Source organism: Armatimonadota bacterium (assembly GCA_025059775.1).
Classification (GTDB): domain Bacteria; phylum Sysuimicrobiota; class Sysuimicrobiia; order Sysuimicrobiales; family Sysuimicrobiaceae; genus Sysuimicrobium.
Map to the genome: position 1 here is coordinate 49,293 of JANXCW010000005.1, position 23,279 is coordinate 72,571.

Genomic DNA, 23,279 nt, shown 5'->3' on the forward strand with positions numbered 1-23,279 from the left:
GTGGGGAATTCCGGGGACGTCCTCATCCAGCTGCGCGACGTCTCCTACGTCTACCGAAAGGGAACACCCGAGGAAGTCCGCGCCCTCGACCGCGTCAACCTCACCATCCGGGCCGGGGAGTTCGTGGCCCTGGTGGGTGCGAACGGCTCCGGGAAGTCCACCCTAGCGCGACTGCTCAACGCACTCCAGCTGCCCACGGAGGGAGAGGTGTGGGTGGCGGGGATGGATACCCGGGACCCCCGCCATCTCTGGGAGATCCGGCGGCGGGTGGGTATGGTTTTCCAGAACCCCGACAACCAGATCGTGGCCACGGCGGTGGAGGAAGATGTGGCCTTCGGCCCTGAGAACCTGGGGCTTCCCCCCGAGGAGATCGCCCGTCGGGTGGAGTGGGCGCTGCAGGTGGTGGGCATGGTGGAGCACCGCCACCGGGAGCCGCATCTCCTCTCCGGAGGCCAGAAGCAGCGGGTGGCCATCGCGGGGGTGCTGGCCATGCGGCCCGAGGTCCTGGTCCTCGACGAGGCCACCACCATGCTGGATCCTCAGGGCCGCCGGGAGGTGCTGGAGACCGTGCAGCGGCTGCGGGGAGAGCGCATCACCGTCCTTCTCATCACCCACGACATGGACGAGGCCGCCTTGGCCGAGCGGGTGGTGGTGCTCTCCCGGGGGAGGGTCGCACTGGACGGGCCTCCGACGGAGGTGTTCCGTAGGCCCGATCAACTGCGGGCCCTGAGCCTGGACCTCCCGGAGGTCGCCTCCCTCGCCTACTGCCTGCAACGCCGGGGGGTGCGGTTTCCCTCCCTGCCCCTCACCCCCGAAGCCCTGAGTCAGGAGATCCTCCGGGTCCGGGAGGGGGTGCGGTGAACGAGGGAGCCCTCCTCGCGTGCCAGGAGCTCACCCACGTCTACCTTGCGGGTACGCCGCTTGCCTCCGTGGCTCTGCGAGGCATCAGCCTCGCCATTCACCGGGGGGAATCCGTAGGAATCCTGGGACCTACAGGTTCAGGCAAATCCACCCTGGTGCAGATCTTCGCGGGCCTGGTGCGACCCACAGGCGGACGGGTGTGGGTGGGGGGGGTGGAGCTCTGGACCCGGGGGGTGAACCTGAAACAGGTCCGACGGCGCATCGGACTCGTCTTCCAGTACCCCGAGCACCAGCTCTTCGAGGAAACCGTGTTCGAGGACGTGGCCTTCGGCCCCCGCAACCTGGGTCTGGGACCCGAGGAGGTGGCGGAGCGGGTGGAGGAGGCCCTGGCGTTGGTGGGTCTCCCGCCGGAGGATTTCCGAAACCGGTCGCCCTTCTCCCTCTCCGGGGGCGAGATGCGAAGGGTGGCCATCGCGGGGGTGCTGGCCATGCGGCCCGAGGTCCTGATCCTCGACGAGCCCACCGCGGGCCTGGATCCGCAGGGGCGGCGGACGCTGTTGGAGCTCATCCGGAAGCTGCGCGCGGATCGCCCGGACCTCACCGTGGTGCTCGTCTCCCACCGCATGGACGACGTGGCCCGGGTGTGTGAGCGGGGGGTGGTACTCCACCAGGGCCGGGTCTACCTGGACGCGCCCGTGCGGGACGCCTTTCGCGAAGCCGCGCGCCTGCGGGAGATCGGCCTGGATGTGCCCCGGGTCACGGATGTGCTCCTGCGCTTGCGGGCCGCGGGCTTGCCCGTGCGCACAGACCGCCTCACCGTGGAGGAGGCCTGCGCGGAAATCGTGCGGGCCCTGCGGAGCTAATCGTGGAGCTCCTGCGCTCCCTCTCCATCGGTCAGTACATCCCCCGGGACTCCCCCGTGCACCGGCTCGATCCCCGCACCAAGCTCCTGGCCACCACCGTCTTCATGGTGGCGCTCTTCCTCGTCCGGGGCTTCTGGGGGTTCGCGGTGTTCGCGGCCTTTCTCGGTGCCACGCTCGCCCTCGCCCAGATCCCGATCGGGTTCGCGCTCCGGAGCCTGCGCCCGGTCCTCCTCCTGCTCCTCCTCGCCCTCGTGCTCCAGCTGTTCTTCGGAACCCCCGAGGGCGGAACGGTGTTGGTGCGGCTGGGACCGCTGGTGGCCACCCGCGAGGGCTTGGTCCAGGGACTGTTTGTGACCGCGCGCCTGGTCCTCCTCATCGTGGGTACCTCCCTGCTCACCTACACCACCTCCCCGGTCGCCATCGCGGACGGATTGGAGCGCCTGCTGAACCCCTTCCGGCGGGTCGGGGTTCCCGCACACGAACTCGCCATGATGATGACCATCGCCCTCCGGTTCATCCCCACCCTGGTGGAGGAGACGGAGAAGATCATCAAGGCCCAGACAAGCCGGGGTGCGGACTTCGAATCCGGAGGGCCCCTCCGGCGGGCCCGCGCCCTCCTGCCGGTGCTGATTCCGCTTTTCGTGAGTGCCTTCCGACGGGCGGAGGAGCTGGCACTCGCCATGGAGGCCCGGTGCTACCGGGGTGGGGAAGGCCGCACCCGCATGAAGCAGCTGCGCTACACCTCCCGCGATGCCGTGGCCGCCGCCGCGGTGGCCGCGGTGAGTACCCTGGGTTTCGTGTTCGGCCGCCTCTAGGATCTTCCGGCAGGAGAGCGCCTCTCCGGACCGAACACCGATGAGAGGAGGCCCACGGAAAAATCTTGCGATTCGAACACGGGTTCGATATGATCTCGTCTACGGGGGGCCGGATGTTCGGGGAACTGAGGATTCGCCTAGATCCGTGGGATGTGGACTACGGTCCGGAACTTTCCGCGGAGGAGGAGCCGGAGGGGCAGAAATCCGATGTGTTCCCGGACGTAGAGCTGCCGGAGCACGCGTGGCAGCCTGTCTACCCCGCGGAGCCCTTTCTCCTGGATCGCATCTACTTCGTGGACGGGGTGCGGCGCATTGACGCCCGGGTGGTGGTGGAAGGGGAGCCGATCGCGTACGGAGCTTTCGGGAGCTTCGCGGCGGGAAGCGTGTGCGTGCAGGACGGCGTCGCCCAGTTCGGCCCCTGCATCCTGGATCGGCTCCTCGTGATAGGGGGAGGCAGGTCCTTGGATCATCCGATCCCCGTGATGCCCAGGGCCGCCTACCGTCCCGTGAGCACGGAGGGACGGGATTCGGAAGCACCCCTGCAGAAACTGCAGGAGGAGATGCGGCTGGCGGAGGAGCGTCTCGCCCGTGAACTCGCGGACGCCGACCGCACCCTGGTGGTGGTGGACGGTCCCCTCACCTTCGCGGATCCCGTGCGGGGGGCTGCGGTGGGCTTCATCAAGCACATCTCCCGCTTCTACCTCTCCTCCCCGAAAAGCCTGGAGGTCCTGCGTGGGCTTCCCACGGGCGCCCGCACACCCCTGTTTGGCCTCCACGGCGCCCGCCGGTTTGCCCGCTATTCTTGGTTTCTGCGGCTGATCCCTCCGGCAGCGGGCGATCCCCCGTTCTCCGGCATCGTGCGGCTGGAGGTCTCGGAGACCGTGGGCCGGGAAGCTGCACGGCGGCTTGCGGACGCCACGGCCTGGGCTCTGCCGCGGTTCGTACGGCCCCGGGGTATGGATCCGCGGGCACCACAGAACCTGGCCCCCATCGGTGCCCTGGAGGCGCACCTGCGCCGGCGGCTTGGGGATCGCCTCCTGCTCCGGCGGCACATCCAAACCCTCATCGTCCGGGAGGTGCGTTCCCGTGGAGATTCGGATTCAGCCGGAAGCTCGATCCCCTGAGGTGGGTATCCCGGACGGCGGCGTGGTCCTGGGGACCCTGGATGCCACCCCGTTAGAGTTCTGGATCGGCGTGCAGGAAGGGGGGGTGGTGCAGCTGGACGACCTGGTGGTGGCGGAGACCCGGCTCCCCGACGGGCAACGGGTTCGGTTCTATGGGGTGGTGGACCAGGTCCGCAAGCGCTACGAGGGCACTTACTACGACAACGACGCCTTCCGGGTTACGGACGGGATGTTGCCCGCAGACGTCTCCTATGCGGCCCACGTGCAGGTCACCCGCATCGATCCCGAGGTGTTCATTCCGCCCTCCCCCGGAGATCGGGCTCGGGTGGTGCGGGGGGAGGAGTTCCAGCGGGCCCTGTACTTCGACACCTTCTCCCGCAGGATTCCCATCGGCCTCACCCGCACGGGGGAACCCGTCTATGCAAACCTGGAGTTCCTGGACGGCACTCGGGGGGCTCACGTCTCCATCAGCGGGGTCTCGGGCGTGGCCACGAAGACCAGTTATGCCACCTTCCTCCTCTATGCCCTCTTCCACTCCGGTGCTCTCGGGATGGACGCCACCAATGCGAAGGCCCTGGTCTTCAACGTCAAAGGCGAGGACCTCCTGTGGTTGGACCACCCCAACGCCCGGATGGACGAGGCGGCCCGCGCGGAATACGCCCGTCTGGACCTCCCCGTGGGCCCCTTCCGCAGCGTGGCCTTCTACGCTCCTGCCAGACGCCACTCCCACATCCCCATCCCGGACGTGGGAAGCCGCAGCACCGGTGTGCGGCCGTATCTCTGGACCCTCCGGGAGTTCTGCCGGGAGGGACTGCTGCGGTTCTGCTTCGCGGAGGCGGAAGATGCCCGGGCCCAGGTGTCCTTCGTGGTGGCCCGGGTGGAGAATCATTTGCGCCGTCTGGCGGAGCAGGGCGATCCCGACGATCCCGGCCTCTCGGTGGAGGAGCGACGGCTCCGCACCTTTCGGGACCTCGTGGACTACCTGGATACCCCAGTTCTGGACAGCTGGGTTTCTGTGGCACCCGGAACTCTGGATGCCTTTCGCCGGCGCCTCCATGCCGCCGCGGACCGCATGGGACACCTCGTGCGGGGAGACCGGGAGGCAATGGGGTGGCGCATCGACTGGCAGGCGCAGCAGGTCACCGTGGTGGATCTGCACACCCTTCCCGCCCAGGCCCAGATGTTCGTGGTGGGGGTGCTCCTCAAGCGCATGATGGAGGAAAAGGAACGGCAGGGGACGGCGCGGCCCCTCGTGTTCGTGGTCCTGGATGAGCTCAACAAGTACGCGCCCCGGGAGGGCACCAGCCCCATCCGGGATGTGCTGCTGGACATCGCGGAGCGGGGCCGGTCGTTGGGGGTTTCCCTATTCGGCTGCCAGCAGACCGCGAGCGAGGTGGAGCGACGTGTCCTCGCGAACGCGGCCCTCAAGGTGGTGGGCCGCCTGGATCCCGCGGAGGCGGAGCGGGGCGAGTACGGTTGGCTCACCCGCACCGCCCGGCTGCGGGCGCAGCTGCTACAGCCCGGAACCATGATCGTCTCTCAGCCCGACATCCCCACCCCGTTGCTGGTGCGCTTCCCCTTCCCCGCCTGGGCCACCCGGCAGAGCGAGGCGGCGCTGCCGGAGGACGAGGATCCCTTCGCGCGCCTGTAGCGATGCGCATCGTCCACACCAGCGACTGGCACGCGGGCCGGCTGTGGCGACAGGTGAACCGGCTCCCGGAGCTCGCCACCGCCCTGGAGGATCTCGCGGACTTCCTCGAGCGGGAGCAGGTGGATGTCCTCCTCATGTCCGGGGACGTTTTCGATTCTCCCCTTCCACCCGCGGAGGCGGAGAAGGTGGTCTTCGAGTTCTTCAAGCGCATCGGGATCGCTGGGGTGCAGAGCGTGGTGGTGGCAGGGAACCACGACAGCCCCGTGCGGCTTCAGGCGTGGGGGACCCTCGCGGAACTCGTCCACGTGCGGGCCGTGGGCCGGCCCCTGCGGGCGGAGGAGGGCGGGGTGTTGGAGCTCGTGACCCGATCCGGGGAGCGGGCGGTGGTGGCCGCGGTGCCCTTTGCCCCCCCGGGGGCCTTCGTGCGGGCCCTGGATCTCGCGGGGACCGACACCCAGGTCCACCAGCGGTACGCACACCACCTCCAACGCATCGTGGAACACCTCTGCGGGCGCTTCCGGCCGGACGCGGTGAACCTCCTCGTGGCCCACGCCTTCGTGGAGGGCGCGGTGCTCTCGGGGTCCGAGCGGGAGGTGCACGTGGGCGAGGCATGGGCTGCCACGCCCCAGACCCTCCCTCCCCAGGCCCACTACGTGGCCCTGGGCCATGTGCACCGCCCCCAGCGGATCCCCGCCTCCCCTGCGCCTGCGGAGTACGCGGGAAGTGTGCTGCAGCTGGACTTCAACGAGAGGGGGGAGGAGAAGTCCTTCGTCTTCCTCCCGGAGGTGGTTCCGGGTCGGCCCGTGCGTCCTGAACGCATCCCCTACCGGGGAGGAAAACCTCTCCTGGAGGTGCGGGGCAGCTTGGAGGAACTGGAGCGCCGGGCCTCAGACCTCCGGGGGAGGGGGTGGATCCGGGTGACCGTGCCCCTTCGCGCTCCGGATCCCGACATCGGGGCCAAGGTGCGCCGGATCCTTCCGGAGGCCGTGGTGGTGCGGGTGGAGCTCCCGGAGACAGGGCACACGCCCTCAGCTCCGGAGCGCCGCCACCTGAGCCCGCTGGAGCTCTACCGGTGGTTCCATCGCGCCCGGTACGGCACGGAACCCTCGGAGGCCCTGATGGCTGCCTTCGAGCGGTTTCGGGAGCGGGCGGAGGAGGCCACGTGCGGCCGCTGAGGCTGCTGCTGGAGGGCTTTACCTGCTTTAAGGAGGGGCAATCCCTGGACTTCGCCCATCTGGATCTCTTCGCCATCACGGGGCCCACCGGCGCGGGCAAGACCAGCTTGCTGGACGCCATGATCTTCGCCCTCTACGGACGGATCCCACGGGTGGGCCGCCGGTATGCGGAACTCATCTCCCTGGGCCGGGACCGGATGTCCGTGGTCCTGGAGTTTCAGCTGTTAGATCGCCGCTTCCGGGTAGGGCGGACGGGCCGCCGGAGCGGACCTGCCCAAGCCGTCCTGGAGGAGATCCTGGACGGCGGTACCAAAGCGCTGGCGAGCGGGGTGCGGGAGGTGGATCGGGCCGTTCAGGACCTCCTGGGCCTCCCGTATGAGGCCTTCACCCAGGCCGTGGTGCTGCCCCAGGGGGAGTTCGCGACGTTCCTCAAAAGTCCCCCGGGAGAGCGCCGGGAGATCCTCCGCGACCTCCTGCGTCTGCAGATCTACGAGCGGATGCGGCAGCTGGCCCAGGAGGAACGTCAGGCTCTGGAGGCAAGCCGCAGTGGACTGGAGCGCCTGTGCGAGGAGTACGCGGACGCCACCCCGCAGGCCCTGCGGGCCGCGGAGGAGGAGGTGGAGGGACTCAGGAGGGCACGGGAGGAGCTGGACCAGCGCCTGCGCGAGCTGCGGCAGCGGCTGGAGATCCTGACAGAACTCCGCCGGAAGACCGCGGAACTCGAGGCCCTCCAGGAGCGGGAACGGGCCCTGATCACCCAAGAGAAGGACGTGCGGGCCGCTGCCGAGCGCCTGAAGCAGGCCGAGCGGGCGCGGGAGATCCTGCCACGGCTCAGAGGCGCACAGTGGGCGGGGGAGCAGGCCCTTCTGGCCGCGAAGCGCGTGGAGACGATCCGGGAGGAACTGGAGCGGGCGCGCCAGCGGCACAACCTGGCCCAGACGGACCTGGAGCGGGCGGAGGAGGAGGCCCGGCGCATCCCGGCGCTGCGGGAGCGGATCCGTGCCCTCGACGAACTCCGGGGGATCGTGGAGGCGCTCGAGGCCGCCCGCGGTCGGGTCGAGGCATTCCGCCGACGGGTGGATGGTCTGGAGACCGAGGTGGCGCAGGCGCGATCCGAGCGGGAGCGCCTGGAGGCGGCGGTTACTGGGCTTCGGGCGGAGGTGGAAGCGGCGGAGCGAGAGTTGGCGGCCATCGGGTACGAGGAGGCGGTGGACCGGCTGCTGGAGGAGGTGGCCGAGCGAGCCGCGGAGCTGGGTCAGGCCCGCTCGGAGCTGGAGCGCCTGAACCAGGAGGTAGAGACCCTGGAGCACGAAGTCCGGCGGGCCCGGAAGGCGAGCGCCAGGGCGGAGCAGGCGCTCGCACGTGCCCAGGAGGCGCTCGCCCAAGCCACGGAGCAGGCGGAGGCCGCATCCCAGGCCCTCCAGCAGGCCCGCTTGCACAACGCGGCCCACGTGCTGCGGACGCAGCTCCGCCCCGGTGATCTGTGCCCCGTGTGCGCTCAGCCCGTGGCCCGCCCTCCCGCAGGCGTTTCGCCTCCGGAGCTGGCCGGATTGGAGGCACAGTTCCAGAAGGCCCAGGAGGTGCTGAGGCAGGCGCGGCAGGCCGCGGATCAGGCCGCGGCGGATCACGCGAAAGCCCAGGCCACCGCCCAGCAGACGGAGCTACGAGCCCGGGACGCGCGGGCGCGCCAAACCCTCCTGAGCGAGCAGGTCCGTGCGTGGACGGAGGAGCTGGAAGGACGGGTGGGAGCGCACGTGGCCGTCGAGCCCGGGCAGGCCATCGAGGAGCGGATCCGCACCACCCTGAGGCACATGCGGAACAGGCGGCAGCGGCACGCGCGGGTGGCGGAGCACCTGGAGGCGAAGCGAAGGGAACTGGTGGTCGCTCAGGAGCGAGAGCGCCACATGGAGGAGCGGCTGAGCCGGCTACAGGAGGAACGTGAGGAGGTGCAGGCTCAGCTCGCCGCGGAGGAGGAGGTGGTGCACGGGTACGAGTGCCGTATCCGGGAGGTGACGGACGCGGAGGATCCGGTGGCGGAACGGGACGCCCTGGAACAGGAGCTCAGGGGGCTAGAGGATGCGCTCACACGGGCCCGCGAGGCGGCGGCCCGCACCGAGGCGGAGGTGGCCCAACTGGCCCTGCGGCTCCAGGAGGCGGAGGAGACCGCGCAGCGGGCCCAACGGGAGGCGGCAGAGCAGAGGGTACAGGCAGAGGATGCGGCCCGGAAGGCGGGCTTTGGGGATCTTCGGGCGGTGGAGGAGGCGGCGCTTGCGGAGGCGGAGGAAGATCGGCTGCGCCAGCTGGTGGAGCGCTACGAGCTGGAGCGCTGCCACGTGCGCCAGCAGCTCCAGCGGTTGGAACGGGAGTTAAAGGGGGAGAGGGTGACGGAGGAGGCCCTGCAACGGGCCCGCCAGGAGCGGGACTCCCTGGAGGCCACTTACCGGCAGGCGGTGGAGCGCGTGGCCGCGGCGGAGCAGAAAGTCGCCCAGCTGCGGGAACGGGTGGACCGGGCGGAGCGGTGGCGCGTGGAGCGGGCCCGGCTGGAGGCCGAGTACGCCCTCATCCGGCAGCTGGCGGATGACCTGCGCAGCGAGCACTTCCAGGAGTTCGTCCTGGAGGAGACCTTCCGGGAGCTGGTGGCGGGGGCCTCCGTGCGTCTTCTGCGGTTCAGCCATCGCTACACCCTCGAATACGACGAGGACGGGTCGTTCGCGGTGGTGGACCACGACAACGCGGGAGAGCGGCGCAGCGCGGACACCCTGAGCGGCGGGGAGACCTTCCTGGCCTCCCTGAGCCTCGCCCTGGAGCTCAGCGAGCAGGTGCAGCGCAGCAGCGGGGCCGTGGCCCTCCACAGCCTCTTCATCGACGAGGGATTCGGAACGCTGGATCCCGAGACCCTGGATCACGTGGCCTGCGCCATCGAGGCCCTCCAGACCGGCGGCCGCATGGTGGGCATCATCACCCACCTCCAGGAGCTCTCCGCGCGACTTCCCACCCGGGTGGTGGTGGAGAAGCGGCCCGAAGGTTCCCGCATCCGGGTGGTCACGGACTAGGGGCGTGGTGGATCCTTGGCCCGCGGCTGTGTAATGGAACTGAGGGAGGAGAGGGGATATGCTGGCGACCCAGATCCGTCAGAAGGACGGGGTCTTCTACTTCGTGGCGTACCCCGCGGAGGACCTGCTGAGCAGGGTTCGGTTCATGAGCCGGTACTACGGGGAAGGGGAGCAGATCGCGCCGGAGCCCCCGGGGGAGGAGGACGAGATCGCCCAGTTCATCGCCCGCATCGAGCGCAGCGACCGTGCCTTCCAGCGGGAGCTGTCGCGCCGCAAGGTCCGGGACATCAAGAACTTCTACGAGACCGCGGGCGAGCAACCGCCCATTCCAGGGACCATCCTCCTGTTCACCCCGGAGCACCTGCGCTTTGAGCCCCTGGACCGCTACGAGACCGTGGGGGACCTGCAGGAGCCGCTCGGAAAGTATCTCATCATCGACGGCCAGCACCGGCTCGCGGCCCTGGAGTTCTACCGACGGGAGCGGCCGGAGGAGGCCAAGACCATCTACGTGCCCTGCGTCATCTTCGACGGCCGCAGCGAGGACTTCGCCGCGGAGATGTTCGTCATCATCAACGCCACCCCCACCCGCATCAACAAGAGCCACCTGGTGGAGCTGTACGAGCGGGTGCACTGGTGGCAGGCCACCCCGGAGAAGAAGTTCGCGGCCCGCATCGTCCGTATGCTGTACGAGGAGCCCTCGAGCCCCCTCCGCTACCGGATCAACCGCCCGGGCGGCCGGAGCCGGCAGGAGAAGTGGATCCTGCAGGCGGAGCTGTTCAACGAGCTGCACCGGTGGGTCCGGCGCATCTGGTCGCAGATCCAGGCGCGCGGCCTCCGGGCGGAGGACTACTACGGGATCCTGCGGGACTTCCTGAAGGCGGCGGAGCGGGTGTGGGGAGAGGCGTGGGGCAACCCCAACTACATGGTGACCCGTCCCGTAACCCTCAAGGCCATGATCCGGGCCTGCGCGGATCTGGCCGCACAGGATGCGGAGCCGGAGGAAGGACGGGTGGATCGGTGGGAGGAGCGCCTGGCCCCCTGGGCCGATCTGCGGCGGATGTTCCGGGCGGACGGCTTCTACGAGCGCTTCCCCGCCAAGGGGCAGGTGGAGCGCACCGGCCGCATCCACCGGGAGCTGTGTCGGGTGGCGGAAATTGCTCTCACCATCCACGACCGCCGGGGACGGGGATAGGGCCCTCCACTTCCCCGCGGGCGGACCTCCGCGTTAGAATTTTGCAGATTCATCCGGTCCGGTTGGGAGGGAACCAATGGCAGAACCACGGAAACCGCGGAACCTGCAGGAACTCATCGACTCGGCGCCGAACCTCGTGGACTACCTCTTCCGCAACCCCAAGGGGGCTCTCTTCCGGTTCATCTCCTACGCGATGCCGTCCCCCTATGTTTCTCCGGAGTTCACGAACTGGCGGGACGAACAACGGTCCTGGTGGGAGTCCGTGGGGCTCTCGGACCAATCCTTCCACATGACGAACCTCTGGGTGCGGGGCCCGGACGCCTTCCGGTTTCTCGAGCATCTGGCGGTGAACAGCTTCCAAGGATATGCGCCCGGGCGGGCCAAGCAGTTCATCGCGTGCTCTCCGGATGGGTACTTCGTGGGCGATGCCGTGCTGTACTACCTGGCACCGGAGACCTTCGTACTGGTGGGGGTGGACACCACCATGAACTGGGTCCAGTATCACGCGGAGGTAGGGGGATATGAGGTACGGATCGAACGGGATCCGCTGTTCTCGGATAACCCCACGGGGCGCCGCACGCTGTACCGCTTCGAGCTGGAGGGGCCCAAGGCCACGCCGCTGATGGAGAAGCTGGTGGGCGGACCGCTGCCAGAGATCCGGTTCTTCCACTTCACGGACCTCTCCATTGCGGGATGTCGGGTGTGGGTGCTGCGGCACAGCATGACAGGCTCCCCGGGGTTTGAACTCAGTGGCCCGTGGGAGGACCGGGAGCGGGTGCTGCAGGCCATCCTCGAGGCGGGAAAGGAATTCGGGCTCCGGCGGGTGGGATCCCTGGCGTATTTCACCAACGCCCTGGAATCCGGATGGATCGCGGGACCCCTTCCGGCCATCTACACGGGGGATGCGCTGCGTCCGTACCGGGAGTGGCTTCCGGTGACCGCTCCGGAGGCCACGGGGGCCATCGGCGGGAGTTTCTACTCGCCCAACATCGAGGACTATTACCTCACGCCGTACGATCTCGGCTACGGGCACATTGTAAAGTTCGACCACGACTTCGTCGGTCGCAAGAGCCTGGAGCGCCTGGCGGAGCGTCCGCACCTACAGAAGGTGACCCTGGTGTGGGAGGCGGAGGACGTCCTGGAGCTGGTGCGGCGGAGTCTGTTGTTGGAGGAGGGAACACCGGCGAAGCACTTGGATCTGCCGGTGGGCATGTATGCCCGGTGGAAGTACGACCGGGTGGAGAACGGTCGAGGGGAACGCATCGGGATCTCGCAGTGGACGGGGTACGTAGCGAACGAGCGGGCAGTGCTCTCGCTGGCCATGGTGGACCCGGCCTATGCGGAGCCGGGCACGGAGGTGGTGGTGGTGTGGGGGGAGGATGGAGGGGGTGCCCGGAGCGGGCCATGGATCGAACGGCACGAGCCCATGCCTGTACGGGCCACGGTGGCCCCGGTGCCCATCAGCCGGGTGGCCCGGGAGTACTGGGCGGTGGTGAAAGCAAGGCGCTGAAGGGGATCGCACCGTGAGCCCTGCGGGCCGGGCGGTCGAGAATCTGCGAATACACGGTGAATACACGGTGGGGGTGAGAACCGTGCAAAGGGGGTTGGGGCCGATCCTCGCCGTCGCGCTGGTGGGCGCTCTCCTGAGCGGGGGATACCCGTGGCCCTCGCGGGTCCCGCGACGCAGCCGCAGCGAGGTGGCTCCGGATCGGAAGGCTTTGATCTTCTGGCTGGAGATGCGGTTCATCCGGGACGTGCAGACGTTAAAGGCAGCCTTGCTCGCGGGACAGCTGGATGTGGCTGGATTCGGAGATCCACAGGTGATCGCGGAGCTGCGGGGTACAGGGAGGTTCCGGACCATCACGGGGCCTCCGGGAAGCGGCATCCTCATGATCGTTCCAGGGGACCAGATCGCGCATCCGGCAAGCCCCGCGGCCCTTCAGGACCACCGGGCTACGGGGTACGACTCTGGCCGGGCGAAGGAGCTGCTGGCGCAGGCGGGTATCCCGGTGGGTTCGACACGCGTCTGATACCCGACCCGGGGCCTCCGCATGAGATGGGCGTTGCGATTCAACCCTGGCATGGCCGGAGGTACGGGACACGGGCCACCTCACCAAAGCGGCCTGGCCGTGCTGGGAACCTGCAAACGCCTGGAAGGCACGGCGGTAGGCTGGCCTCATCAAAGGGGAACCGGGTTTGCATGGTGCTGTCGTTACCCTCTGGCCTATCTGCTCGGGTCAATGCTTACGTGCACCGCCTGCTCTCTAGGAACATCGCCTGCAAGGACGTCGATCGCCCGCCTGGCTTCCTCTAACCCGAAGGTGTGCGTGTGCAATCTCTCTAGCGGGAATCGACGTGACTCGATGATCTTAATGGCCTCTATGTACGCGCGGGCATCCACCCCGTAAGCGCCGATCACGGTCGCCCCTTTCCCGATGATCGCGTCTGTGACGATAGAGAGGGGCTTGCGTCCTTTCAGTCCGGCCAGTACCACACGTCCCCCATGGCGCACACACTCGATGGCGTCCTGCACGGGCTGGTGCGCCATAGGGGTCACGTCCAGGACGACGTCCGCGCCCATACCGTTCGTGATCTCGCGCACACGCTCGACGGTATCCTCTGTCTCCACATTGATCACGTAATCAGCGCCCAGCTCCTTTGCGAGTTCCAGCTTATGGGCGTCCCGCGCCAGCCCCGTCACGATGATGGTGCCGGCACCAGCCATCTTCGCCGCGATGACGGACATCAACCCTCTCTGTCCCGGACCCAGGATCAATACCGTATCGCCCGCCGTGACGCCACCTAAGTGGAGCACCCAGCGTACTCCCGCGCCCAATGGGTTGAACATGACCGCAACGTCCGCGGGCAGGGTCCGATCAACTTTGTGGAGGATTGCGTTTGGGTGCAGGTACAGGTACTCCGCGTACCCTCCCCACAGCGGCGGCTCCCGTGTGATCGGGGTGTTGCCTCCGTAGCTGCCCGGCCGGTTCCGGCAGAACATATAGCGTCCCGTGAGGCACAGCTCGCAGAAACGGCAGGGGACGATGATCTCCACCGCGACCCGGTCACCGACCTGCACCCCCCAGCGCTGGGCCGCGCGCTCGCCCACCTCCTCGACGATACCGAGCACCTCATGCCCGGGGATGCAGGGGGGGCGTTGGTGTTCCCCACGGATCATCTCCACGTCGCTGCCGCAGATGCCACAGCGCTCGATTCGCAGAAGCCCCTCGTCCGGCCCGATCTTCGGACGGGGAAATCTGCGGATCTCAAGCGCCCCAGGGCTTACCAGTACCGCCGCGCGCACGAGATCTGCCATCTAACCTCCCTCCCGAGCTGGCCTCATGACAGGTCAACGGGTTCGCCTCGGTCCATCTCCCTCGCCTTCCAACCCGGTTCTCCGATTCCGTGCCCTTGCCCTTTTTCAGCCCTCTAAAGCGCCTCCGTCCGTAATCCCATACTAACGCTTCCACCAGATTCGTGTAACCTCCAGCCAGAGCGGGCAGCCGGTCCGGGCGATCGGATCGAGACCCCTTCTAGCGGGCGGCCACGTCTCTGTGCAGGCCGCTGCGAAGAGCCGGTCAGGGAGTTTTGGCAACCGCTGGGAGCCTTGTGCAATGGAGGCGTTGGTGGGCCGTGGTGGACTCGAACCACCGACCTCAGTCTTATCAGGACTGCGCTCTGACCACCTGAGCTAACGGCCCCCGCACTCCGATTCTAGGAAGGGGTATCCGGGGTGTCAACGCATTCGCGGTTAGGGAGGTGAGGGCGCCCCTCCGGGGCGTCCTCCGGCACCAGGGGCAACGAGAAGCAAAAGGCACTCCCCTGTTCGGGCTGGCTGGTGGCCCAGATGCGGCCGCCCTGCATTTCCACCAGGTGCTTGGCGATGGCAAGCCCGAGCCCCGACCCTCCTTCCCGCCGGGTGCGGGAGCGCTCCGCCCGGTAAAACCGCTCGAAGATGTGCGGGAGGTCGTCTGGGGGAATGCCCCGGCCCGTGTCCTGCACGGTGACCACTCCCTCCGCGCCCTCCCGCCGGGCCTGCACGCGGATCTCGCCCCCCTCGGGGGTGAACTTCAGCGCGTTGTCCACCAGGTTCGTGAGGATCTGCTCCACCCGGTCGGGGTCTGCCAGCACCATGAGCGGACCCTCCCCCGTATAGCACATCTGGATCCCCGCCTCCTCTGCCCGGGGCAGGGTCCGCTCCACGACTCCCCGGCAGACCCTGTCCAGGTCCACGGGCCGCAGCTCGAACGTGACGCCTTTGGTCTCGAGCCGAGAGAGCTCCAGCAGGTCGTCCACCAGCTTCATGAGTCGGTTCGCCTCAAGCTCGATGATCTCCAGGAACTTCCGGGCGTGCCTCGCATCGTGCAGGGCCCCGGCCAGCAGGGTCTCCGCAAATCCCTTGATGCTGGTGAGGGGGGTGCGGAGCTCGTGACTCACGTTGGCGATGAGCTCCCGGCGCATCCGCTCCGTGCGCCGCAGCTCCGTGACGTCCCGCACCACCGCCACCGCTCCCTCAAACTGCCCCGCCCCGCCCCGGATGGGGCTCGTGCTGACCTCTGCCACCCGGCTCCCCTGTCCGGGGAGGACCAGCTCCTCGCTGAGCACCCTCCCGACCGCGGCCTCCCTGAGCATGACCGCGAGGGGAGAGCCGCCTAGGACCTCCTCCACGGGCCGGCCCAGGGCCTCCGGACGCAGTCCCAGTAGCTCCTCCGCGGCGCGGTTGTAGAGCTGGATCTCCCCCCGGGGGCCGATGGCCACCACCGCATCCCGGATGGCTGCCAAGACCGCCTCCAGGCGGTTACGCTCCGCGCGGATGTCCTCGATGGTTTGCCGGAGCCGCTGTCCCAGCCGGTTGAAGGCCAGCCCCAGTCGCCCCACCTCATCCCGGTCCGTGGCGGGCACGGTGCGGGTGTACTCCCCCCGGCTTAGGGCTTCCGCGGCCCGCTCCAGCTCCTTGAGGGGCCGAGCGATGCTCCGGGCGATCCGGAACCCAAAGAAACCGCTCACGAACAGGGCCAGCGCGCCCGCGGTGGCAAAAGCCCACCAAATGGGCAGGAGTTGCCGGTCCACCCACCGCCGCGGCGCGGAGACATGCACCACCCCCAGCACCCGGTCCTGCTCCACCACGGGATAGGCGGCGAAGAGGCGGACCTCCCCGGCGGAGGGATCCCACCGCTGGCCCGAGGTGGGCTCCCTCCGCCGCAGGGCGTCCAGGACCTCCCGGGGCGGAGGGGGTTGGGAAGGACCGAGGTGCGGCTTTCGACCGGAGGGATCCCGGACTCCGATATACACTCCCCGCCGCCAGGTGAACTGCTGGGCCCGCTCCTCCACCACCCGAAAGTCCGCGCCTGCCCGGAGCTGTGGGCGGATGCCTTCCGCCACAAGCCGGGCCTGCACCTGGAGGGCGTAGGTGTAGCTGTCCGTGTACCGGCGCTCCACCGCCCGGACCACGTAGGCCCCCGCGCTCAGGAGCGCCACCACCACCACCACGAGGTAGCTGAGCAGCAGACGGCCGCGCAGGCTCATCGGGTGCCCTTTCGGGCCCGGCGCACTCCCCCCTCCGGCGGCCGGAACTTGTACCCTACTCCCCGCACGGTGACGATATAGGTGGGGGAGGCGGGATCGTCCTCGATTTTATCCCGCAGGCGGCTGATGTGCATGTCCACGGTTCGGCTGCTCCCGAAGTAGTCGTAGCCCCAGATGTGCTCCAGGAGCGCATCTCGGCTGAACACCCGGTTCGGGTGGGCCATCATGAGGCGCAGCAGCTCGAACTCCTTCGTGGTAAGCTCCACGGGCCGTCCCCGGAGGGTGACCTCCCGGGTGTTGGGATCCAGTACCAAGTCCCCGGCCACGAGGGGTGGGGAGAGCTTCGGAAGCGCGGGATCCGGCCGCGTGCGCCGGAGGATGGCCCGTACCCGGGCCACCAGTTCCCGGGGGCTAAAGGGCTTGGTGACGTAGTCGTCTGCTCCGGACTCCAGTCCCACCACCCGATCCATCTCCGCGTCCTTTGCGGTGAGGACCAGGATGGGTACCGTGCTCTCCCGTCGCAGGATGCGGCAGACCTCCAGCCCATCCACGTAGGGGAGCATGAGATCCAGGATGAGAAGGTCCGGAGGATCCGCGCGGGCGAGCTGGAGGGCCTCCTGGCCATCGTAGGCCGCCTGAACCTCGAACCCCTCCTGCTCGAGGTTGTACCGGACGAGCTCCACGATGTGGGGCTCGTCGTCCACCACCAGGATCCTGGAGGCCATCCCGTCTCACGAAGGCACGGGTTCGTCACGCCCGTGTCACGCGGTCCTATGCCCAGCATAGCACGGTGGGGAAGCGACCACGGGCCGGACGGGTGGGCGGCTCGGGGAGGACGTAGTAGGCTTGTAGGGGACCCTTCTGCTGGAGGAGGTGGTATGGGACTCAAGGCGATCGTGGGAGTCGTGGTGGCGGCGACGGTCTTCGCCCAGGTTCTCCCCTCCTGCGAGGAGCAGGGGAAGGTGGTGCTGGGGTGGGTAGACGAGAAGTACGAGGAGCCTCCCCACTACGTCATCGTGGTGGACCGCAAGCCCTACTCGGTTCCGTACTCCTTCTTCGTCACCGTACAGGTGGGGGACAAGGTGCGCTACGACCCCCAGCGGCGTGCTTGGCAGATCGTCCGGCGGGCAGGGGAGCCCTCGGAGATCGTGCCCATCACCCTCCTCTCCCCTTCCCCTTCCCCCACGCCCACCCGCTAGGGAGGAGAGATGCGGACGTTCACGCAGCTCGTCACGGTCGAGGAGGCCCTGGAACGGTTCCTAGAGACCCTGCGTCCTCAACCGCGGGGGAGGGAAGTGGTGCCCCTGGAGCAGTCCCTGGACCGAGTGGTGGCCACAGATCTCGCGGCGACCCAGGACCTCCCGCCCTTCGACCGGTCCACGGTGGACGGATTCGCGGTCCGGGCCGGGGACGTGGAGGAGGCTACAGAGGATCATCCCGCCCACCTGCGGGTGGTGGGGGAGGTCCGCATGGGCGAGGTGGTGACTTTCGAGATCGGGCCGCGGGAGGCCGCCCGGATCCCCACGGGCGGGATGTTGCCGGGAGGGGCGGACGCGGTGGTGATGCAGGAGCACTGCCGGCTAGCGGCCGATCAGGTAGAGGTCCTGCGCCCCGTGGCGAGTGGGGAGAATGTGATCCGGCAGGGCCAGGACGTCCGGCGGGGAGAGGTGGTGGTCCCCGCGGGCACCCGGCTCCGGCCCCAGGAGCTCGCGCTTCTCGCGGGTCTGGGGATCGTGGAGGTGCCCGTGTGGCTTGCGCCTCGGGTGGCGATCTTCAGCACAGGGGATGAGGTGGTGCCCCCGGATCACCTCCCGCGTCCGGGGCAGGTGCGGGATATGAACACCTACGCTTTGACCGGGCTGGTGGCCCGGCTGGGCGGTGTCCCGCTTCCGGGAAGGATCCTTCCCGATGAGGAGGAGGCGATCGGGGCAGCCCTCCAGGATGCCCTGCGTACGAGCGAGGTGGTGCTCGTCTCCGGGGGGAGCTCCGTGGGTGCCCGCGACGTCCTGGCTTCCGTGATCCCGCGGCTGGGAGCGCCCGGAATCCTGGTACACGGGGTGGCCATCAAGCCTGGAAAACCCACCCTCTTGGCGGTATGCCGGGGACGGGCGGTAGTGGGACTGCCGGGCCATCCGGTTTCCGCTCAGGTGGCCTTCCAGGTGTTCGTGCGTCCTGCGCTGGAAGCCATGCTGGGGCTGCGTCCGGATCTCCGGGGCCCGCGGGAGGTGCCCGCGCGCCTGCACGAGGCCCTCCGGGCGCCCCGGGAGCGGGATGAGTTCGTGCGGGTGGCCGTGCGGTGGGAGAACGGGGAGCTCGTCGCGGAACCCATCCGGGGGCTTTCTGGGATGATCACCACCCTGACCCGGGCGGATGGATACGTGCGGGTGCCGCGCGGGGCCACGCTCCCCCAGGGGAGCGTGGTGCGGGTGCGACTCTTGGATTAGGAGCGGGACGTGGAAGAGCTGACCCACTTGGACGCCGCGGGCAGGCCCCGGATGGTGGACGTGGCGGAGAAACCCGAGACCCTGCGGGAGGCCACGGCCCGGGGGGAGATCCGCATGCGTCCGGAAACCCTGCGCCGCATCCGGGAGGGGACCGTGGCGAAGGGGGACGTGCTCGCGGTGGCGCAGCTGGCAGGGATCCAGGCGGCGAAGCGCACCTGGGAACTGATACCCCTCTGCCACGCCATCCCACTCGCGGGGGTGGAGCTCTCCTTCCAGCTGGACGAGGCACGGTCGTGCGTGGAGATCCGGGCCACGGCCCGGGCCGTGGCCCGCACGGGGGTGGAGATGGAGGCGCTGGTGGCCGTGATGGGAGCGGCGCTTGCCATCTACGACATGTGCAAGGCCCTGGACCGGGAGATGGTCATCACGGATGTGTGGCTGGAACGCAAGACGGGCGGGCTGTCAGGGACCTTCGTGCGCGGGCTGAGGAGCGGGGAGGGGTAGGGATGCGTGCGGATCGATGCTTCGTGTGCGGTCCCCTGAACCCCATCGGCCTGCGGCTCTCCTTTACGGAGCAGGATGGGGTGCTCACCGCGGCGTTTCGGCCCACGGACCTGCACGTGGGCTACGAGGGCATCGTGCACGGCGGCATCCTGGCCGCGGTGCTGGACGATGTCATGGCCAACCTGCTGTACCGCCGAGGGCACTACGCCCTCACCGCCCGCATGGAGCTGCGCTTCCACGCACCCGCCCATCCCGGGGACATCCTGTGCGTGCGGGGGTGGCTTGAGGAGGAGGGTCCCCGGGTGGTGGCGGCACGGGGGGAGATTCTCCGGGAAGGGGAGCGCGTGTGCTCCGCCCGAGCCCTCTTCGTACGCCCACGGGAGAGGGGCTGTGTCTGAACGCACGGTAGCAACCAACCGCCGGGCCCGCCACGAGTACCACATCGAGGAGACCTACGAAGCCGGGCTCGTGCTCACCGGGAGTGAGGTGAAGGCCCTGCGGGCAGGCCGGGTCTCCCTGCAGGATGCCTATGCCCGGTTTCAGGGCGGGGAGGCGTGGCTGGTGAACATGCACATCAGTCCCTACGAGAAGGCCGGTCCCTTCGGCCACGATCCCACCCGGCCCCGCAAGCTCCTGCTGCACCGAAGCGAGCTGCGGCGCCTGGTGGGCAAGGTCCAACAGCGGGGGTACACCCTCATTCCCCTCCGGGTGTACTTCAACGAGCGGGGCTACGCGAAGGTGGAGCTGGGTCTGGCGCGAGGCAAGCGGCTCGTGGATCGCCGGGCGGAGATCGCCCGGCGGGAGGCGGAGCGGGAGATCGCCCGGGCCCTGCGGGGGCGCCGGTAAGCGCTATCCCGTGGTCTGGATTCCCGCCGCGATGCCGTTGATGGCGTGGAGCACGATCCACCGCCACTGTTCCGCCCGCTCGATGTCCCCACTCTCCAGGGCCTGGCGCAGACTTCGGAGCAGGTGCGCCTGGATGTAGTGCATGGGGTCCACGTAGGGGTTCCGGAGGGCCACCAGGCGCTGCAGGGTGGGCGCGTTGTCCAGCAACCGGCGCTGCCCGGTGATCCGGAGTACGGCCTCCACGGACCGCTCGTACTCCGCCCGGATGCGGTGGAAGATCTCCTCCCCGAGTCGCCGGTCCGTGACGTTCTCCGCGTACAGACGCGCGATGCGAAGGTCCGCGGTCCCCAGGCTGATCTGTGCGTTATCGAGCACGCTCCGGAAAAAGGGCCACCCTCGGTACATCTCCTGGAGCTCGGCGAGGTGCGCGGGAGAGCGGTCCGCGAAGCCCGCGAGGGCGCTTCCGAGCCCGTACCATCCGGGGAGGTTCGTCCGAGTCTGGGTCCAGCTGAAGACCCAGGGGATGGCCCGCAGGTCCTCGATGCGCCGGGCGTCCCGGCGGCTTGGAGGACGCGAGGCCGTGTGGAGCCGACCGATCTCCTCGATGGGCGTGGCCTCAAAGAAATACCGTGCAAACCCCGGGGTTTCGTACACCAGGGACCGGTAGGCGTGCAGGGCCACCTCGGCCAGCTCCTCCATCACCGCCTCCCACCGCTCTAGCCGCTCGGGATCCCGCGTCCCGGAGCCCAGGAGGTGCGCCCGCAGGAGGGCGTGGAGGAGCTGCTCCAGGTGGCGGCGGGCGATGAGGGGGTTGGCATAGCGGGCGAAGAGGACCTCTCCCTGCTCTGTGAGCTTCAGCCTGCCGTTGAGTGCCTCCGGGGGCATGGCAAGGATGGCCCGCTCCGCGGGCCCCCCTCCCCGGCCGATGGCCCCGCCCCGGCCGTGGAAAAGCCGTACCTCGCACCCGTACCGTCGGCACACCCCGGGCAGCACCCGCTGCGCCCGGTACAGGGCCCACTCCGCCGCCAGGTACCCCCCGTCCTTGTTGCTGTCGGAATACCCCAGCATGATCTCCTGGAGATCCCCCCGGGCCCGCACCTGGGCCCGATAGCAGGGGAACTGGAGGAGCGTTTCCAGGATCTGCCCGCACGCCCGCAGCTCCGCGATCCGCTCGAAGAGGGGGACGATGTCCAGCCGGCTGGTGGCACGGCCTTCCGGATCGTACCCCACGAGCCCCGCCTCCCTGGCCAGGAACAAGACCTCGAGGACGTCGCTGGGGCCCGCGGTGAGGCTGATGATGTACGCGTCGCACGCCTCCGGCCCATAGCGGTCCTGCCAGTCTCCCAGCCGCTGGAACACCTCCCAGGTGCTCCGCTCCGGCTCGGTGGCGATCACCAGGTGCCCCGGGGCCAGGAGGGGACCGGAGAGCAGCTGCACCAGCAGCGCCACCTTTTCCCCCTCTGGCAGGCCCTCGTAATCCTCTACCACGCCCGCCTGCCGCAGTATCTGGGCCACCAGCCGCCCATGCACCCCGCTCTCCTGCCGCAGATCCAGTTTCGCCAGGTGGAACCCGAAGGTCTGGACCCGCGCGAGGAAGTCCGCGAGCCGCCCCCGGGCGATGCGTCCGCCTCCGTGGGCCTCGAGGCTGTGCTGGACGCACCGGAGGTCTTCGAGGAGTTCCTCCGGATCCCGGTAGGCAAGGGGGCTTCGGGGATCCTCGTAGGTACGGTGGAGACGTTCTGCGACGCACCCCATCTTTTGCCGGTAGGGCTCGTCCGGGTACCGTCGCTGCACCTCCGCAAGCTCCGGGAACCGCTTCAGGTCCGCTTCTAAAGAGGCCCGCAGGGCTTCCGAGATCCCCACCCGGCGGGTGGAGGGGGTGAGCTCGTCCCGCAGGGCTTCCGCCTCCTCCCGGTAGCAGTGGAGGATGAGGGAGCGGTGCAGCTCCAGCGTGCGGGCCGTGGTCTGTGCATCCACGTGGGGATTTCCGTCCCGATCCCCGCCCATCCAGGATCCGAAATGGAGCACGGGCCAGGGTGGGGGGCCTGGAATCCCGTGAGCCTCCAGAGCTTCTGCGAGGTCCCGGTACAGGATGGGCACCGCCCGGTAGACGCTGTGCGCGAAGTAGTACAGCCCCGTCTGGACCTCCTCGAGCGGGTGTGGACGGAGGGTGCGCACCTCGTCCGTCTGCCACAGGACCGTGGTCTCCGCGCGGAGGGCCTCAAGCACCCGTCCGCGGTCCGTGGGGGAGAGGCGCGTCTCCTCCAGCTGTGCGATGCACTCCGCGATGTGCTGGAGATGCCGGAGCACCGCGCGTCGGCGCACCTCCGTGGGGTGGGCGGTGAACACGGGGCGCAGCTCCAGGGAGGCGAACGCCTCCCGGATACGCTCCCGGGGAATTCCTCGGGAGGTGAGCTCCGCCACCGCGGCACCCACGGACTCCCGGCGGGGCGCAGGGGAGATCTCCTGCTCCTGTTCCCGCAGTCTGCGCAGCCGGTGGTTCTGTTCCGCGAGGTTGATGAGGTGGAAGTACACGGTGAAGGCCCGCACCACCTGGAGGGCGCTACCTGGGTCCAGGCTCTCCACGGTGGCCCGGAGGAGCCGCTCCTTCTCCTCGGAGTAGGCGGTGCGCAGTTCGATGGCCAGTCGCCGGATCCCCTCCACGAGGTCGAACAGGGAGGATCCCCCCTGTTCAGTGAGCACCTGCCCCAGGATCGTCCCGAGCAGCCGGACGTCATCCCGCAGCCGATCGATGGGAGTCCGCTCCTGGACCATCCCTGGATCGCATTTCCCTCGGTCGCTCTCCCCATGGTACAATGGCACCGCGAGGGAAGCGCAGGCGGTCCTGCGGTGGTTTCCCTCCGTTGGGGGCGAATGGGCTCGACGGGGTGGGAAGAAGCAGGGCTGCGAGCCGAGGTCCCAGGGTCCTCGTCAAAAACCTGGGCGACGCAATACGCGTCACGCAACCTGCTCTCGCCGCCGCGGCTTAATCCCCGCGGCCGTCCCCCCGGCAGGGCCGACGGGCCGGGATGGGGCGTCATGAGTCGGCTGCGTTGTGCCGCCCTGCCCCCGGCGGCGCAGCTAAGAAGGTCGGGGCTGGCGCTCGGAGGATCCCGCCTGCGGGAGCCTTCGGGCGTGAGAGGAAAACGCAGGCTACGCTCGTAGACGCTCTGCCCTCGCCCACCTCGGACGCGGGTTCGATTCCCGCCGCCTCCACCAGGTTTA

Annotated in this window: 19 protein-coding genes, 1 tRNA gene, 1 other RNA gene and 1 pseudogene; 17 read left to right on the forward strand and 5 right to left on the reverse strand. The window is 68.9% G+C overall.

What is annotated here, in order from left to right:
• From N0A24_05235 to N0A24_05285, 11 genes and pseudogenes are all read left to right on the forward strand, one after another.
• Positions 1 to 861 carry an energy-coupling factor transporter ATPase gene (locus N0A24_05235; GenBank protein MCS7172797.1) on the forward strand — a complete coding sequence of 287 codons (861 nt, stop codon included), beginning with the start codon at positions 1 to 3 and terminating at the stop codon, positions 859 to 861.
• Positions 858 to 1,724, forward strand: coding sequence for an energy-coupling factor transporter ATPase (locus N0A24_05240; protein MCS7172798.1), 867 nt, complete (start codon positions 858 to 860; stop codon positions 1,722 to 1,724). The genes N0A24_05235 and N0A24_05240 overlap by 4 nt, the downstream gene beginning before the upstream one ends.
• A gap of 2 nt (positions 1,725 to 1,726) precedes the next feature.
• Entirely contained in the window at positions 1,727 to 2,539 is an 813-nt protein-coding gene (locus N0A24_05245) for an energy-coupling factor transporter transmembrane protein EcfT (GenBank protein MCS7172799.1), read from the forward strand.
• Between the two features lie 113 nt (positions 2,540 to 2,652).
• The gene (locus N0A24_05250; GenBank protein ID MCS7172800.1) at positions 2,653 to 3,663 is read left to right on the forward strand and encodes a hypothetical protein; all 1,011 of its coding nucleotides are present in this window, start codon (positions 2,653 to 2,655) and stop codon (positions 3,661 to 3,663) included.
• Positions 3,626 to 5,314, forward strand: a complete 1,689-nt coding sequence (locus tag N0A24_05255; GenBank protein ID MCS7172801.1) for an ATP-binding protein — start codon at positions 3,626 to 3,628, stop codon at positions 5,312 to 5,314. Before N0A24_05250 ends, N0A24_05255 begins: the two co-directional genes overlap by 38 nt.
• Positions 5,315 to 5,316: 2 nt before the next feature.
• Positions 5,317 to 6,489 (forward strand): exonuclease SbcCD subunit D, encoded by a 1,173-nt coding sequence (locus N0A24_05260; GenBank protein ID MCS7172802.1) that lies wholly within the window; start codon positions 5,317 to 5,319, stop codon positions 6,487 to 6,489.
• Positions 6,477 to 7,157: pseudogene (locus tag N0A24_05265) on the forward strand (SMC family ATPase). The gene N0A24_05260 and the pseudogene N0A24_05265 overlap by 13 nt, the downstream one beginning before the upstream one ends.
• Before the next feature lie 1,983 nt (positions 7,158 to 9,140).
• Positions 9,141 to 9,542: a hypothetical protein gene (locus tag N0A24_05270; GenBank protein MCS7172803.1), complete on the forward strand. Its 402-nt coding sequence runs from the start codon at positions 9,141 to 9,143 to the stop codon at positions 9,540 to 9,542.
• A gap of 58 nt (positions 9,543 to 9,600) precedes the next feature.
• Positions 9,601 to 10,734, forward strand: coding sequence for a DGQHR domain-containing protein (locus N0A24_05275; GenBank protein MCS7172804.1), 1,134 nt, complete (start codon positions 9,601 to 9,603; stop codon positions 10,732 to 10,734).
• Positions 10,735 to 10,810: 76 nt separating this feature from the next.
• Positions 10,811 to 12,244, forward strand: coding sequence for an aminomethyl transferase family protein (locus N0A24_05280; protein MCS7172805.1), 1,434 nt, complete (start codon positions 10,811 to 10,813; stop codon positions 12,242 to 12,244).
• A 73-nt stretch (positions 12,245 to 12,317) separates the two neighbouring features.
• Complete coding sequence (locus N0A24_05285; GenBank protein MCS7172806.1) at positions 12,318 to 12,764, forward strand: hypothetical protein; 447 nt, start codon at positions 12,318 to 12,320, stop codon at positions 12,762 to 12,764.
• A gap of 194 nt (positions 12,765 to 12,958) precedes the next feature.
• On the opposite strand, the gene N0A24_05290 is transcribed toward N0A24_05285, so the two are convergent.
• The 4 genes from N0A24_05290 to N0A24_05305 all read right to left on the reverse strand — a co-directional run bounded on the left by N0A24_05290 (position 12,959) and on the right by N0A24_05305 (position 16,985).
• Complete coding sequence (locus tag N0A24_05290; protein ID MCS7172807.1) at positions 12,959 to 14,050, reverse strand: alcohol dehydrogenase catalytic domain-containing protein; 1,092 nt, start codon at positions 14,048 to 14,050, stop codon at positions 12,959 to 12,961.
• Between the two features lie 308 nt (positions 14,051 to 14,358).
• Positions 14,359 to 14,435: transfer RNA gene (locus N0A24_05295), tRNA-Ile, on the reverse strand.
• A 13-nt stretch (positions 14,436 to 14,448) separates the two neighbouring features.
• Positions 14,449 to 16,260 carry a cell wall metabolism sensor histidine kinase WalK gene (locus tag N0A24_05300; protein MCS7172808.1) on the reverse strand — a complete coding sequence of 604 codons (1,812 nt, stop codon included), beginning with the start codon at positions 16,258 to 16,260 and terminating at the stop codon, positions 14,449 to 14,451.
• Complete coding sequence (locus tag N0A24_05305) at positions 16,257 to 16,985, reverse strand: response regulator transcription factor (GenBank protein MCS7172809.1); 729 nt, start codon at positions 16,983 to 16,985, stop codon at positions 16,257 to 16,259. Before N0A24_05305 ends, N0A24_05300 begins: the two co-directional genes overlap by 4 nt.
• 153 nt (positions 16,986 to 17,138) lie before the next feature.
• Here N0A24_05305 and N0A24_05310 point away from each other — a divergent pair, with 153 nt between their 5' ends.
• From N0A24_05310 to smpB, 5 genes are read left to right on the forward strand one after another with little or no spacing between them, the layout of a single operon-like run.
• On the forward strand, positions 17,139 to 17,459 hold the full coding sequence (locus N0A24_05310) for a hypothetical protein (GenBank protein ID MCS7172810.1): 321 nt from the start codon (positions 17,139 to 17,141) through the stop codon (positions 17,457 to 17,459).
• Between the two features lie 9 nt (positions 17,460 to 17,468).
• Positions 17,469 to 18,704, forward strand: coding sequence for a molybdopterin molybdotransferase MoeA (locus N0A24_05315; GenBank protein MCS7172811.1), 1,236 nt, complete (start codon positions 17,469 to 17,471; stop codon positions 18,702 to 18,704).
• Between the two features lie 9 nt (positions 18,705 to 18,713).
• The gene (gene moaC, locus N0A24_05320) at positions 18,714 to 19,208 is read left to right on the forward strand and encodes a cyclic pyranopterin monophosphate synthase MoaC (protein ID MCS7172812.1); all 495 of its coding nucleotides are present in this window, start codon (positions 18,714 to 18,716) and stop codon (positions 19,206 to 19,208) included.
• 2 nt (positions 19,209 to 19,210) lie between these two features.
• Positions 19,211 to 19,606, forward strand: coding sequence for a PaaI family thioesterase (locus tag N0A24_05325; protein MCS7172813.1), 396 nt, complete (start codon positions 19,211 to 19,213; stop codon positions 19,604 to 19,606).
• Positions 19,599 to 20,054, forward strand: a complete 456-nt coding sequence (gene smpB / locus N0A24_05330) for an SsrA-binding protein SmpB (protein MCS7172814.1) — start codon at positions 19,599 to 19,601, stop codon at positions 20,052 to 20,054. The genes N0A24_05325 and smpB overlap by 8 nt, the downstream gene beginning before the upstream one ends.
• A 3-nt stretch (positions 20,055 to 20,057) precedes the next feature.
• Here the strand turns inward: smpB and ppc are convergent, their stop codons facing one another.
• Entirely contained in the window at positions 20,058 to 22,829 is a 2,772-nt protein-coding gene (gene ppc, locus N0A24_05335; GenBank protein ID MCS7172815.1) for a phosphoenolpyruvate carboxylase, read from the reverse strand.
• 91 nt (positions 22,830 to 22,920) lie between these two features.
• On the opposite strand from ppc, the gene ssrA reads away from it, so the two are divergent.
• Positions 22,921 to 23,273, forward strand: a transfer-messenger RNA (tmRNA) gene (ssrA, locus tag N0A24_05340).
• Positions 23,274 to 23,279 lie beyond the last annotated feature (6 nt).

What these genes read in the sequence shown, in the direction of transcription:
- N0A24_05250 (MCS7172800.1), top strand. Translation starts at nt 2,653, where the DNA reads ATGTTCGGGGAACTGAGGATTCGCCTAGATCCGTGGGATGTGGACTAC.
- ppc (MCS7172815.1), bottom strand. Translation starts at nt 22,829, where the DNA reads ATGGTCCAGGAGCGGACTCCCATCGATCGGCTGCGGGATGACGTCCGG.
- N0A24_05290 (MCS7172807.1), bottom strand. Translation starts at nt 14,050, where the DNA reads ATGGCAGATCTCGTGCGCGCGGCGGTACTGGTAAGCCCTGGGGCGCTT.
- N0A24_05305 (MCS7172809.1), bottom strand. Translation starts at nt 16,985, where the DNA reads ATGGCCTCCAGGATCCTGGTGGTGGACGACGAGCCCCACATCGTGGAG.
- N0A24_05275 (MCS7172804.1), top strand. Translation starts at nt 9,601, where the DNA reads ATGCTGGCGACCCAGATCCGTCAGAAGGACGGGGTCTTCTACTTCGTG.
- N0A24_05260 (MCS7172802.1), top strand. Translation starts at nt 5,317, where the DNA reads ATGCGCATCGTCCACACCAGCGACTGGCACGCGGGCCGGCTGTGGCGA.
- N0A24_05300 (MCS7172808.1), bottom strand. Translation starts at nt 16,260, where the DNA reads ATGAGCCTGCGCGGCCGTCTGCTGCTCAGCTACCTCGTGGTGGTGGTG.
- N0A24_05310 (MCS7172810.1), top strand. Translation starts at nt 17,139, where the DNA reads ATGGGACTCAAGGCGATCGTGGGAGTCGTGGTGGCGGCGACGGTCTTC.
- N0A24_05280 (MCS7172805.1), top strand. Translation starts at nt 10,811, where the DNA reads ATGGCAGAACCACGGAAACCGCGGAACCTGCAGGAACTCATCGACTCG.
- N0A24_05325 (MCS7172813.1), top strand. Translation starts at nt 19,211, where the DNA reads ATGCGTGCGGATCGATGCTTCGTGTGCGGTCCCCTGAACCCCATCGGC.
- N0A24_05315 (MCS7172811.1), top strand. Translation starts at nt 17,469, where the DNA reads ATGCGGACGTTCACGCAGCTCGTCACGGTCGAGGAGGCCCTGGAACGG.